This window comes from Mycobacterium sp. Marseille-P9652 (assembly GCF_902652685.1).
GTDB lineage: Bacteria > Actinomycetota > Actinomycetes > Mycobacteriales > Mycobacteriaceae > Mycobacterium.
The window spans coordinates 49,917-61,961 of the sequence record NZ_CACRUY010000003.1; the positions used below are offsets into that span (position 1 = coordinate 49,917).

Sequence of the window (12,045 nt, forward strand, 5' to 3'; positions counted from 1 at the left end):
CTTATTTCACAATGAGTTTCGCGGCCGTCCACGCGCCGTTCAGCCGACGGTCTCCACGGCGCGTCGGGGGACATTGTGCAGCCGGCGCGGATCGACGCCGGTGCGACGCCAGGCGGCCGCCGCCCAGGGTGTGTACACGAACCAGAGCGGCATCCGGTTGACCACCGGGTTCAGGGCCCGCACGACGGCGGCGAACCGCCGAAAGCGCCTCTCCTTCTTGGCATCCCACTGCAGTCGGCACACCTCGCGCATCTGCGGGGGCAGGGTGCCGACGAGCACCAGCCGGGTGTAGGCGTTCAGCGGTGCGGACAGCACCCGCCATACGGGCCTGGGAATCCAGCGCGGACCCGGTATCCCCTTGCGGATGTAGCCGGTGCCGTACAGCACGGTCTTGTGCGGGACGAACCGGTCGAGCATCGCGTCCCAGTAGGCGACGAAGTCGTCGTACGTCTGCGGCTGCCCGCGGTCGCTGACCCCGTAGAGGGAGTACCAGACCTTGCCCTCCTCGAAGATCTGCCGCTTCTCGGCATCGGAGAGCCTGCGGATGAACGTGTCGGCGGTGTAGATGACCTGGTCGACGAACGTGGCGTGCGCCCAGTAGAACAGCTCGGGGTTCAGCGCGTGATAGCGGGAGCCGTCGCTGATGGTGCCCTTGATGGGCTTGTGAAAGTCGCGGACCTTGCGCCCCCACGTGTGCGGGTCGTCGGAGTAGACCGTCTTCATCAGGGGCGGCGCGGTCCGCCTGGCCCGGCCCAGCATGTCGCTGAAGATCACCGAGTGGTCGAACACGCCCTGGGCCAGTTGCTCGATGCAGTTCTCGACGCCGGCGGTGCGCTGGAACCCGAAGAACTGAGTGCGGTTGTCCCCGTAAAACTTCCAGATCAGCGACTCCGGCCCCAGGCGCGGGCCGGCGGCGTCGGCCGGTTCCTCCACGGGCATGGGCACGGCCTCGCGGACCCCGGTGTCGAAGTCCGGCTGCGTCGTCATTGCGTGCCCCCATACCCGCCCAAAAGGCCTATTGTGGCGCAGAGAAACAAAACCGTATCTTTGTGTCACCATAGCAGCGGTGCGCCGAGAGTGCCGAGGGGGTCGTGATTCGTGCCGAACCACAGCCCAGACGGCAACCTGGACGAGAAGATCCTCGACACGGCGCGGGCCGTGTTCGAGACCTACGGCGTGCGCCGGGCCAACATCGAGGACGTCGCCGCGCGCGCCGGGGTCAGCCGCAGCACCGTGTACCGGCGCTTCCCGACCAAGGACGACCTCTTCGAGAAGGTGGTGCGGCGCGAGGCCGAGTTCTTCTTCAGCACGCTCGACCAGGCCACGACCGGGTGCGACCCGCAGGAGGCCGTCGTCGAGGCGTTCGCGCTCGGGGTGCGCCTGGTCCAGGATTCGCCGCTCTACTCGCGCATCGTCGACAGCGAGCCGGAGCTGTTCGGCCTGTTCTCCCGCTCGCACGTCTTCCCGATCCGCCAGTTCGCCGACGGCATCGCCCACACGCTGCGGCGTTGCGGCGCCGACGTTCCCGACGACGAGCTCGCCGACATCGCCGACATCCTCCTGCGGGTGGCGCTGGGCATCATCGTCTTCCCCACCGACCGTCTGGACATTTCGGATCAGGCGGCCGTCCGCCGCTACGCGGCCCGCTACCTCGTTCCGATCATCGGCCGCTAGCCTGGAGCCATGTCTGGGACCTCTGCGGTTCCGCGCACCCGATACGCCAGCTGCGGCGAAGTCGACATCGCCTATCAGGTCTTCGGCGAGGGCCCGACCGACCTGCTCGTCCTGCCGGGTCCCCTCATCCCGATCGACTGCGTCGACTCCGAGCCGTCGATGTACCGCTTCCACCGGCGGCTGGCCTCCTTCAGCCGGGTGATCCGCTTCGACCAGCGCGGCATCGGGCTGTCCTCCCGGGTCGCCTCGCTCGACGCCATCGGGCCGACGTCGTGGGCCCAGGACGCCGTCGCGGTGATGGACGCGGTCGGCTCCGAGCGGGCGACGGTATTCGCCCCGGGGTTCACCTCGCTGGCCGGGCTCGTCCTGGCGGCCGACTTCCCCGACCGCGTGGCCAACCTGGTGATCTTCAACGGCTCGGCGCGCACCCTGCGCGGGCCCGACTACCCGATCGGCAGCGACATGACCGCGTCGGACCCGTTCACGACGGTCGGGATCGAGCCCGACGCCGTCGAGCGGGGCTTCGACATCCTCGGAGTCGTCGCCCCGTCTGTCTCCACCGACGGGGCCTTCCGCGCGTGGTGGGACCACGCCGGCAACCGCGCGGCGTCGCCGAGCATGGCGCGCGCGTTCATCAGGAAGATCCGCGAGGCCGACGTCCGCGACACCCTGGCCCGCATCACGGTGCCCACCCTGATCCTGCACCGCGACAACCCGCTGTTCAGCCCGCTGGGCCACGGCGTCTACCTCGCCGAGCGCATCGCCGGCTCGCGGCTGGTCGAGCTGCCGGGCGAGGACGCCCTGTACTGGGTCGGCGACACGGCGCCGATGCTCGACGAGATCGAGGAGTTCGTCACCGGGGTCCGGGCCGCCTCCTACACCGAGCGCCTGCTCACCACGATCGTGTTCACCGACATCGTCGGCTCCACCGAGCGCGCCGCGGCTCTCGGCGACCATCGGTGGCGTGACCTGCTCGACAATCACGACCGCATCGTGCGCCACGAGCTGCAGCGCTTCGGCGGGCGCGAAGTCAACACGGCCGGAGACGGATTCGTCGCGACATTCAGCAGCCCGAGCGCGGCCATCGCCTGCTCCGACGCCATCGTCGACGCGGTCGGCGTCCTCGGCATCGAGGTGCGGGTCGGCATCCACGCCGGCGAGGTGGAGGTGCGCGAAGCCTCGAGAGTGGACGTCGCCGGCATGGCCGTGCACATCGCGGCGCGCGTGGCGGCCCTCGCCCGCCCCAGCGAAGTGCTGGTCTCCTCGACCGTGCGGGACATCGTCACCGGATCACGCCACCAGTTCACCGACCGCGGCGAGGCCGAGCTCAAGGGTGTGCCCGGCCGGTGGCGCCTGTGCGCGTTGGTGCGCGAAAACGCCGTGGCGAGGCGGTAATTCGCGGGAGCAACGGCGTAGCCTGATCGAAGTCTCGATACGCGCTGTCCCGCTTCGGGATTGCTTCGAAGGAGTGCGCATGACCGACGTCCGCATCTCGCTGCCCCCCGCGCTGCGCCGCGCGGTCGACCTACTCGCCGACCGGCCGACCGACATCGATGCGAGCAAGGGTTATCTCGACCTGCTCGACCCCGCGGACGACGACGTGCCGAGGAACACCGGCCCGATCCAGGCGGCGTGGGCGTCCCCCGTGGGGTCGATGCTCTACGACAACACCCAGGCCCTGGCCCGCCGGCTGGTCAACGCCTGGCGACTCCCGATCGAGTGGCTCCGCATCCCGCCGGGCGGCATCGCGCTCGACGTCGGTTCGGGCCCGGGCAACATCACCGCGTCGTTGGCGCGCGCCGCGGGCCCGGACGGGCTCGCCCTCGGCGTCGACATCTCTGAGCCGATGCTCGAGCGCGCCGTCCGCAACGAGGCGGGGCCACGGGTCGGGTTCATTCGGGCCGACGCGCAACGGCTTCCGCTGCGCGACGGATGCGTCGACGCCGTGGTCTCGACCGCCGTGTTGCAACTGGTCCCCCACCCGACGGCGGCCCTCGCCGAGATGGGCCGGGTGCTCCGTCGCGGCGGGCGGCTGGCCGTCATGGTGCCGACCGCCGGGCCCCTGGCCCGGTTCTGGCAGAAACTGCCCAACGTGGGGGCGCACGTGTTCGGCAACGACGAGATCGCCGACATCCTGCGGGACCACGGGTTCACCCGCGTGCGGGTGAAGAATCTCGGCACGATCCAGTGGGTGCGCGGCACCAAGGCGTGAGCCGGGAGCCGATCAGCGCCCTTTGAAGGCCGGGTGGATGCGCGCCAGCATCGGCAACATCAGCTCGGGCGGGGCGGCCCGGAAGATCGCCGCGGCCGCCCGGTTGACGCGACCCGGGACGACGACGGCCTTGCCGGCCGCGAGCCCCTCGATGCCGGCCCGCGCGACCTCCTCGGCGGGCACCCACATCGGCCGGGGCAGCGCGGCTTCCGCGTCCTCCTTGGAGAACCCCGCCGCCTCGCCGAACCCGGTGTCGACCGGGCCGGGACACAGCGCGGTCGCGCTGACCCCGGTGCCGCGCAACTCCCCGCGCAGGCTGTGCGTGTAGGACAGCACGAACGCCTTGGCGGCGCCGTAGGCGGCCTGCCCCGGCAGCGGACCGAAGGCGGCGACGCTGGCGACGTTGAGGATGGCGCCGCGGCGGCGGTCGACCATTCCGGGCAGGAACCGGCTGCAGAGGTCCACCACGGCGGCCACGTCGACCTCGACGAGGTCGAGCTCGCGCTCGGGGACGGATTCGGCGACCACACCGAGCGTCGAGAACCCGGCGTTGTTGACCAGGATGCCCGGCGTGAGGCCGAGCGCCGCGACCCTGTCGGGCAGGGCCGCCCGGGCGGCCCGATCGGACAGGTCGGCCGGCAGCGGGTGCGCGTTGGGTCCCAGTCGCCCGGCGAGCGCGTCCAGTCGGTCGGCGCTGCGGGCCACCAGCACCACCGGATAGCCGCGCCGGGAGAGTGTTTCGGCGAGCTGCTCTCCGATGCCGGACGAGGCGCCGGTGACGATGGCGGCGCTGTCGCCGCCGGGTGGGGGCAGAGCGGGGTGCGATCGGCTCACTGATCCGACGCCTGCGCGAGTGTGGCCAGCCGATCCATCGACGCACGCAGCATCTCGGGCGTCGTCGCGCGGGCGCGCTCCAGCCGGGCGCTGTCGGTCAGCGCCGTCCAGTCGTAGGTATGGGTGACGCTGGTGAGGGTCGGGTTGATCTGGCTTACTTCCCAGCGCCACAGGTGACCGGCCGGCAGTTTCTTGGGATCCGCGGGCTGCCAGGCGATCTTGCTGCCCTCGATGAATTCCACGACGTGGTTCTCGCGCACAGCGCCGTTGGTCAGCTTGGTCGTGAAAATGTCTCCGACGCCACGGACGCGCTGCCCCGGGGCGGCTGAGGCCAGGTTGCCGTTGCCGTCCCAGCTCGGGTGGCGCGCCGGGTCGGCGATCAGCTCGAAGATGCGTTCGGCGCTGGCCGAGATGACCCGGGTGGCGCTCACGATGCGGTCCTCGTCGGTGTCGGGCATACCGCTATCCAAACACGTCGCGCCCGTGCGGACCTGCCACCCGCAATGGGTACGGCCATCACCCCTAAGCCACGACGAGTGTCTCGACGGGACCCGACAGAGCCGCCTTGACCTGACGGGTGTCGTCATCGGCCAGCACCTCGGGCTCGCCGCGCTCGATGCCGTCCACCACCGCGCGCGCCACGTCCCGCGGATCGTTCTTGGCCACGTCGAACCCGTTGGTCATGTCGGTCTCGGTGTAGCTCAGGTGTACGCCGACGACCAGGGTGCCCTGCTTCTCGAGCTCGACGCGCAGCGAGTTCGTGATCGACCACAGGGCGGCCTTGGACGCGCCGTAACCGCCGAAGCCGGGCAGCCAGGACAGGATCGACAGGATGTCGACCAGCGCTCCGCCACCGTTGTCGGCGAGGACCGGGGCGAAGGCCCGCGCCACCCGCAGGGCGCCGAAGACATTCGTCTCGAAGACGGCCCGCACCTCGTCGATGTCGCTGGCGAGCAGGTTCGGGGCGGCGAGGATGCCGGCGTTGTTGATGACGATCTCGGCGTCGGACGCCGTGACGGCCAGCGCCGCCACCGAATCGGGGTCCGTCACGTCCAGCTCGACGCTGACCACGCGCGGGTCCGCACTGGGCTTCGGCGCCCGTGCCGTCGCGTACACCTTCGCGGCTCCCCGCTCCAGCAGCTCGGCCACGATTGCCTTCCCGAGTCCACGCTGCCCGCCGGTCACCAGTACCGTCGCGCCCTTGACGTTGACCATGATGCACTCCTTATGACGTAGGTGAAAGCTTTTAGATTCTGTCACGGTAATTGTGGTTAGTGACAGAGTCAAGTACTCTTTGACTATGTCAGATGCATGGCCTGCGTCACAGCGCTACGGCTTGGACTCGGCACCCGGCGGCCTGGGACTCGTGCAGGACTTCCTGAACACCTCGGGCATCGAGGGCTACGGCCCGGACCTGCTGGCCGATCCGGCCCGAGCCGCGGCCTGGGTCGCGGGCGCGGTGCGCACGTGGGCCCGCCTGCATGGCCGACACGTCGAGCTCCCGGTCCTGGCCGAGGCGGACCTGGCCCGGCTCCGCGCGCTGCGCGCGACGATCGGCTCGTTGGTGGCCCCCGATATGGACAGCGCTCAGCCGGGCGTTGCGGTGGCGCCGGTCGCGGCGTCGCTGACCCTGTCCGACACCGGCGAGGTGCGGCTGGAGCCCGCCGGCGCCGGGTGGCGTTGGCTGGCCTCGGCGCTGTGTGGCGAGATCCTGCTGAGCCAGCACGCGGGGACCTGGAGGCGGGTCAAGCGGTGCCGAAACCACCGGTGCGCGTCGACGTTCTACGACCGCTCGAAGAACAACAGCGGGGTGTGGCACGACGTGAAGACGTGCGGCAACGCCGCCAATCTGCGTGCCTCGCGCGCCCGTCGGCGCGAGCGCGAGCGCGCCAACGAATCCTGAAGCCAGTTCACGGTTTTCGCCACTTCAGGCGGTAGCGGTAGTAAAGCCCGCGCCTGATGCGGGAGCCGGGCAGCAGGTCGTCGGCCGCCCGGCGGATCTCGGCGAGGCTTTCGCGCGGCTGCGCCACCGCCACGCCGATGTCGCGGGTCTCCCCATGCAGCCACGATCCCGCCCGCGCGGGCGGGGTGCACAGGCCCGACCAGACCCAGTCGGCGACGCTCTTGTTCGCCGCGAGCCCGACGACCGCGAGCTCGCCTCCCGGTGCGAGCATCCGGCGCGCCTCGAGCAACGTCTCGCGCAGCGGCAGGTGGTGCAGGCTGGCGACGAAGGTGATGAGGTCGTACGGGCGCCGCGCGGCGTCCGGGCCGGGGAAGCCGGTCAGCTCGACGGAGGCGTTGCCGACGGACCGCAGTCGCTGCCGCGCGCGCCGCACGGACTGGGGGTCGGGATCGATGCCGAGGACGTCGGTCGATACGGCCGCCAGTCGCTGCACCAGCAACCCCTCGCCGCACCCCACGTCGAGGACCCGGCCGCGGAGCCGCGCCGCGATGCCGACCAGCCAGGCGTGGTAGGCGGTGTTGTGGTTCCAGTACTCGTCCACCGACCGCTCAGTCTGCCGGGTGGCGCGGTCAGCAGCGCTCGGCACCCCTGGGCATCAGGCGGACGTCGGGGCCGCCCTGGCCGAGCAGACCCTTCGGCCTGCTCCGGAGGACGGCGTAGAGCGCGTGGCACGCGCGCTCCTTGATCGGGGTGACGACGTCGAGGTTCGTAGGGCCCTGGCCGATCAGGGCCTGCAGTGTGGACACGCTATCGATCCTTCGTTGGGCCGGCGGTATGCCGACTTTCTAGAATTTGACGCTAGTCGAATTACAGCATCGCCCCGCCGGGGTGAACGCCACAAGAAGCGGCGCTGTTGCGTCACCCACATCCCCGACGGAGTGCGTCGTGGGTCACACTCCGCGGTTGCGGAACTTGCGCAGGTAGCCGGGTAGCCGGCGGACCGGCACGGGTTTGGGCCAATCGTCGGAGCGGAAATACGCGTCGGTTCCGCCGTCGACGAAAACGATGCTGCCACAGAGGAAGTCGGCCGACTCCGAGAGCATGAAGCACATCCAGGCGGCCATGTGCTGCGCCTCGCCGAACCCGCCGACCGGGACGGGGAACGAGCGAACCGCCTTGGCCTGCATCGGGTTTGACAGTTGCTCTTCGAGCAACGGCGTCATGATGGCCCCCGGCGCGAGGGCGTTCAGGCGGATGCCCGCCCCCGCCCACTCCGGCAGCACCGCATGCCGCCGCACCCACCGGCTGACGGCGATCTTCGAGGCCGCGTACATCATCGTCGGCGCGGCCGGCCCCATCAGCCGCACCGATCGCACCGCCTTCTCGGCGTCGTGGGCGAGCAGGGCCCTGATGGTGCGGCGCGGCACCGCCGGGACCGTCGTCGCCGAATTGCTCGCGACCACCACGACCTTCGCGCCGCCGGCCGCGGCCAGCGCCGGTCGCCACGCGGCCAGCGATTCGACGACCCCGAGGTAGTTCACCTGGGCGATCTGGCGCGGCCGGTCCCGGCCGGGGCTGGGGCCCAGCCCGGCGGCCAGCACGGCGCCGTCGAGCCTGCCGCCGCAGGCCTCGAGGACACCGTCGGCGGCGTGCCGGCGGCCGGCGGGGGTGGACAGGTCCGCGGGGATGTCGGCGCCTTTGATGTCGACGCCGATCACGGTGTGTCCGTCGCCCCGCAACCGCAGCGCGGTCTCGCGGCCCATCCCGGAAGCCGATCCGGTGATCGCATAGGTGCCCATTGGCGTCTCCGTTCCTGCCGTGGGCAGTATGCCCGGCCCCGCGGCGCGTGACGGGCCCGGGCGGTCCCCGTGCCAGTACTCGAATTCTCGTGCGAGGCGGTCTCGACTGCCCGCGCCGGGAGTCGGGGCGTCCTTCAGACGTTGCCCGGCAGGTCGGGTTGGCGATAGACGAGCAGCGCGACGTCGTCATCGTGGCCACCGGCGAGAAGTTCGTCGACCAGCCGATCGGCGACGGCGGACGGCGTCAGGTAGCGAGTCTGGGCCAAGATATCTGCGGCGCAATTGATTCCGATATCAATCGATTGCCTGCGGCGTTCCACCAGCCCGTCGGTGTACAACAACCAGGTCGAACCCCCGGGCAGTCGCGCCGTCGTCTCGGGGCGGCGGGCTTCCACGGAGACGCCCAGCGGAACCGACTGGGCTTCGTCAAGCAGCCGGTATGCGGCGCCGCCGTCATCCACGATGGGCGGGGGATGACCGGCGCTGCTGTACCGGACCGTCCCCGCAACCGTGTCCACGCATCCGCAGAACACTGTGGAGAAATGCCCCCCGGGCACGGTGGCGACGAAAGTGTCGAGAGCGGTGAGCGTTTGGGCGGGGCCGTGACCGTCGAGCAGCAGAGCACGGGCAGCGCTGCGCAACTGGCCCATGACCGCCGCCGCGGCAATTCCCTTTCCGACCACGTCACCGACCAGAAGCGACATGCGCCCGTCGCGCAGCCGAACCACGTCGTACCAGTCCCCGCCGACGGTCAGCGCCTCCACGGCCGGCTCGTAGCGCATGGCGAGGCTGACCCGATCCTGGGCCGGGAGGTCTTCCGGAAGGAGGTGGCGTTGCAGCACCTCGACGATCTCGCGGTCGCGCTGAGACTCCGCCCGCAGCCGGGCCTCCGCTCTTCGGCGCTCGCTGATATCGCGGCCGATGGCCTGCCACAGCCCGTCGGGAGTGAAGGCGTGACTGAGCTCGAGAGCCACATGGCGCCCGTCGGCCGTGCGGGGTTCCCATACGTCGGTGACACGACCGCCCTGCGCCAGGGTGCTTCTGAGCTCCTGCAGCCGCGCCCCGGTCTCGGCCGACCCGACCAGGTCTTCGACGGTCAGGCGCAGATGCTCTTCGCGGGAATACCCCAGGATTCGGCACGCGGCCGGATTCACGTCGAGGAACCGGCCGTTCTGGTCCGCCAACCAGATCCCGTCGGTCGCCCAGTCGAACAGCAGCCGGAACCGCTGCCGAACGTATTGCAAATCACCGTTTTCGGGCACAAGCGCGATTGTGACATCCTCCGCGCCGTCGCGCGTCGCGGTTCGCGATCGGTCAAGCCCCGGCGGCGGCCCGTTCGACGTCGAGCAGCTGCTCGCCTTTCCGCTCTTCGTCGTAGGCTTTGCGCCCGCCCCGCAGGCCGAACAGCCGCTTGGAGAACAGCAGGTAGACCACGGCGGCCACGTTGATGGCGAACGTCACCAGCCGGGTCATCGTGATGCCCTTGGCGAGGTCGTGGATCTCGAGGGGCAGGAAGACCGACGTGGCGATCACGGCGAAGTACTCGCCCCACCTCTTCAGCAGCCACAGGCCGACGGCCTCGATGACCTCGATCAGGGCATAACCGGCGAGCATCGCGGTCAGCAGCGCCAGCGTAGACGGCCGGGCGGCCAGCGCCTTCTCCAGCTCGTGCACGATCGTCATCTGGTCGACCTTGAAGCCGGCCGCGCGGAACACCGGCAGGTCGCGGTCCAGGGTGTCCTGGATCGCGCCCCGGGCGCCCCGGAACTTCCAGACGGCGTAGGCGGCCAGCGCGATGATCACCGCGCGGAAGAGCCGCTCCACCGCGAGGGCGCGGATGATGATGGCCTGACGTAAAGCCTTGCCGCGCATGATCATCGGCGCGTCTTCGGCGGGGCCGTGGCGCGCCGGTTTGCCGAGGGTGAACTCGCCGCAGCGCAGGCAGCGCCACACTTCCCCGAGCCCGGTGTGGCCGCTCAGCCTCTCGGCGAGGGCCGTGTCGTCGGGCGCGTAGGTGACGTGTCCCCGAGTCCCGCAGGTGACCAGCTCCCAGCGGTTGGTGCCGCGTTCGTTGCGCATGCCCCCCGATCATTCCAGTGCGGGCGGCGAGCAACGCACGAGGGCACGCGCGGCCGCTCCCCCGTCAGAACCGGGCCTTGCCGCGCGGCCGCAGCGCGGTGGGGCTCGCCGCGCCCAGCAGGCCGGTCAGCTCGGCGATGCCGAGGTGGTCGAGCCGATCGACCGCGGCGACGATGTCGGCCCGCAGGGCCTCGTCGCAGAACGGCTCGGCCAGCCAGTGGAACTTGTCGACGACGCGGTCCCAGGTCAGGGGGCGCGTCGGTGAGCCCTCGTAGTCGGTCTGCTCGCGAGAGAACTCCCGGCCGTCGTGCGTGACGATGTGCACGCGGGCAGCGGTGCGTTTCGGATAGTCCGCGGTCAGGTCGGCGCCGGGCTCGACGTTGACCCGGGCCAGCAGGTCCTGCACGTCGCCGCGCCGCACGCGTTCGTCCTCGAGTTGTTCGGGCCCGACCCCGCCGTCGATCAGCGCGACCGCGCTGAGGTACTTCAGGTTGTAGTCGGCCTGCTCCTTGGTTTGCGGGTGGCTCTTGTCGCCGTACGCCCCGCCGCCCGCGAAGTCATACGCGCCCTGGAACACCTCGAGGTCCACCCGCGCGACGTCGTCGCCCCGCAGCCGGTTCTCGTCGCGCAGTGCCAGCACGGCGTCGATCACGACCTGGCCGTGGATGAGCGAGCAGTACTGCTTCAGGTAGGTCTGCTCGACGCAGTTCAGGGCGCGGTCGCCGCTGCGCAGGTCGATCGGCTGACCAAAAAGCTGGACCAGGCCGTGTGGCCCGTCGAACAACGCCTTGGGGCCGGTGATGCCGCGGGCGGCCAGCATGGTCGCGTACACCGCGCGCATGCCGGTGATCGCGGGCGAGATGCCCTTCCAATGCGCGACCGGTTCGGCGTGCACCGCCGCCACCGAGACGTTGTCGGCCGCCGCCGCCGCGATCGCGCTTGCGGTCCGTTCGGCGTCGAGCCCGAGTAACTTTGCCGAGCCCGCGGCGACCGACATCGCCAGTTGCAGAGCGTGATTCAGGCCCCGGGCCATGACGGGAACGGCGGCACTGAACCGGCATTGGACCTCGTAGGCGACCGCCAGGGCGAGCAGGAAGTCGGCCCCGGTCGCGCCGGTGTGCTCGGCCACGGCCAACACCGCGCCCAGGTTGTCGGCGGGGTGGCACAGCCCACCCATCGTCAGGTACGTGTCGAGCAGGTCGGGGTAGCGCACGAGCACGGCGTTGAAGAAGGCGGCCTGATCCACCGACGCCCGGCCCCCGCCGACCAGGGTCGCCGTCGGCACGCCGCTGAACTGGTCGGTGTGGTCGCGGATCGTTCCGACGATCCCGCCGTCGAGGGAGCCGATCGCGCAGGCGATGCTGTCGAGGACGTTGCGTTTGAGCAGCGCCCGCGAACCGGCCGCCAGGTCGGCCTGCTCCGCGCCGACGACGAAGCCGGCCAGCTCGTCCACCAGGTAGGTCTGTGTCACGGTCACCCTCCACGTCGCGTTACCTCAACCGAAGCGCAGTGGGGGACGGGGCGTCCAGGACCAATCCCTTACG

At 70.5% G+C, this 12,045-nt stretch carries 14 protein-coding genes; 4 read left to right on the top strand and 10 right to left on the bottom strand.

The genetic code is table 11. The features are described 5' to 3' along the window. Positions 1-39: 39 nt before the first annotated feature. Complete coding sequence (locus GPY60_RS02910; protein ID WP_156686071.1) at positions 40-987, bottom strand: oxygenase MpaB family protein; 948 nt, start codon at positions 985-987, stop codon at positions 40-42. Positions 988-1,098: 111 nt separating this feature from the next. Here GPY60_RS02910 and GPY60_RS02915 point away from each other — a divergent pair, with 111 nt between their 5' ends. The 3 genes from GPY60_RS02915 (at position 1,099) to GPY60_RS02925 (ending at position 3,886) form a co-directional block, all read left to right on the top strand. Further along, entirely contained in the window at positions 1,099-1,674 is a 576-nt protein-coding gene (locus GPY60_RS02915) for a TetR/AcrR family transcriptional regulator (protein WP_156686072.1), read from the top strand. 9 nt (positions 1,675-1,683) lie between these two features. After that, on the top strand, positions 1,684-3,069 hold the full coding sequence (locus GPY60_RS02920) for an adenylate/guanylate cyclase domain-containing protein (protein ID WP_156686073.1): 1,386 nt from the start codon (positions 1,684-1,686) through the stop codon (positions 3,067-3,069). A 79-nt stretch (positions 3,070-3,148) separates the two neighbouring features. After that, positions 3,149-3,886 carry a class I SAM-dependent methyltransferase gene (locus GPY60_RS02925; protein ID WP_156686074.1) on the top strand — a complete coding sequence of 246 codons (738 nt, stop codon included), beginning with the start codon at positions 3,149-3,151 and terminating at the stop codon, positions 3,884-3,886. 12 nt (positions 3,887-3,898) lie between these two features. On the opposite strand, the gene GPY60_RS02930 is transcribed toward GPY60_RS02925, so the two are convergent. The 3 genes from GPY60_RS02930 to GPY60_RS02940 form a co-directional block, all read right to left on the bottom strand. Next, complete coding sequence (locus GPY60_RS02930) at positions 3,899-4,720, bottom strand: SDR family NAD(P)-dependent oxidoreductase (protein ID WP_156686075.1); 822 nt, start codon at positions 4,718-4,720, stop codon at positions 3,899-3,901. Then, positions 4,717-5,178, bottom strand: coding sequence for an SRPBCC family protein (locus GPY60_RS02935; protein WP_156686076.1), 462 nt, complete (start codon positions 5,176-5,178; stop codon positions 4,717-4,719). The genes GPY60_RS02930 and GPY60_RS02935 overlap by 4 nt, the downstream gene beginning before the upstream one ends. Positions 5,179-5,242: 64 nt before the next feature. After that, entirely contained in the window at positions 5,243-5,935 is a 693-nt protein-coding gene (locus tag GPY60_RS02940; RefSeq protein WP_156686077.1) for an SDR family oxidoreductase, read from the bottom strand. Between the two features lie 85 nt (positions 5,936-6,020). Here GPY60_RS02940 and GPY60_RS02945 point away from each other — a divergent pair, with 85 nt between their 5' ends. Further along, on the top strand, positions 6,021-6,623 hold the full coding sequence (locus GPY60_RS02945) for a CGNR zinc finger domain-containing protein (RefSeq protein ID WP_156686078.1): 603 nt from the start codon (positions 6,021-6,023) through the stop codon (positions 6,621-6,623). A 7-nt stretch (positions 6,624-6,630) separates the two neighbouring features. On the opposite strand, the gene GPY60_RS02950 is transcribed toward GPY60_RS02945, so the two are convergent. The 6 genes from GPY60_RS02950 to GPY60_RS02970 all read right to left on the bottom strand — a co-directional run bounded on the left by GPY60_RS02950 (position 6,631) and on the right by GPY60_RS02970 (position 11,954). Next, a complete protein-coding gene (locus GPY60_RS02950; protein ID WP_156686079.1) occupies positions 6,631-7,224 on the bottom strand; it encodes a class I SAM-dependent methyltransferase in 594 nt (197 codons plus the stop codon). A 28-nt stretch (positions 7,225-7,252) separates the two neighbouring features. Then, the gene (locus GPY60_RS26515; protein ID WP_197283514.1) at positions 7,253-7,429 is read right to left on the bottom strand and encodes a hypothetical protein; all 177 of its coding nucleotides are present in this window, start codon (positions 7,427-7,429) and stop codon (positions 7,253-7,255) included. Positions 7,430-7,573: 144 nt separating this feature from the next. Then, complete coding sequence (locus GPY60_RS02955; RefSeq protein ID WP_156686080.1) at positions 7,574-8,422, bottom strand: SDR family oxidoreductase; 849 nt, start codon at positions 8,420-8,422, stop codon at positions 7,574-7,576. Between the two features lie 134 nt (positions 8,423-8,556). Beyond that, positions 8,557-9,684, bottom strand: a complete 1,128-nt coding sequence (locus tag GPY60_RS02960; RefSeq protein ID WP_156686081.1) for a PP2C family protein-serine/threonine phosphatase — start codon at positions 9,682-9,684, stop codon at positions 8,557-8,559. Positions 9,685-9,736: 52 nt separating this feature from the next. Further along, entirely contained in the window at positions 9,737-10,501 is a 765-nt protein-coding gene (locus GPY60_RS02965; protein ID WP_156686082.1) for a DUF2127 domain-containing protein, read from the bottom strand. A 64-nt stretch (positions 10,502-10,565) separates the two neighbouring features. Then, complete coding sequence (locus tag GPY60_RS02970; RefSeq protein WP_156686288.1) at positions 10,566-11,954, bottom strand: MmgE/PrpD family protein; 1,389 nt, start codon at positions 11,952-11,954, stop codon at positions 10,566-10,568. Positions 11,955-12,045 lie beyond the last annotated feature (91 nt).

Coding starts and splice junctions, on each gene's coding strand:
- GPY60_RS02910 (WP_156686071.1), bottom strand. CDS start 987: ATGACGACGCAGCCGGACTTCGACACCGGGGTCCGCGAGGCCGTGCCC.
- GPY60_RS02920 (WP_156686073.1), top strand. CDS start 1,684: ATGTCTGGGACCTCTGCGGTTCCGCGCACCCGATACGCCAGCTGCGGC.
- GPY60_RS02925 (WP_156686074.1), top strand. CDS start 3,149: ATGACCGACGTCCGCATCTCGCTGCCCCCCGCGCTGCGCCGCGCGGTC.
- GPY60_RS02935 (WP_156686076.1), bottom strand. CDS start 5,178: ATGCCCGACACCGACGAGGACCGCATCGTGAGCGCCACCCGGGTCATC.
- GPY60_RS02940 (WP_156686077.1), bottom strand. CDS start 5,935: ATGGTCAACGTCAAGGGCGCGACGGTACTGGTGACCGGCGGGCAGCGT.
- GPY60_RS02945 (WP_156686078.1), top strand. CDS start 6,021: ATGTCAGATGCATGGCCTGCGTCACAGCGCTACGGCTTGGACTCGGCA.
- GPY60_RS02955 (WP_156686080.1), bottom strand. CDS start 8,422: ATGGGCACCTATGCGATCACCGGATCGGCTTCCGGGATGGGCCGCGAG.
- GPY60_RS02965 (WP_156686082.1), bottom strand. CDS start 10,501: ATGCGCAACGAACGCGGCACCAACCGCTGGGAGCTGGTCACCTGCGGG.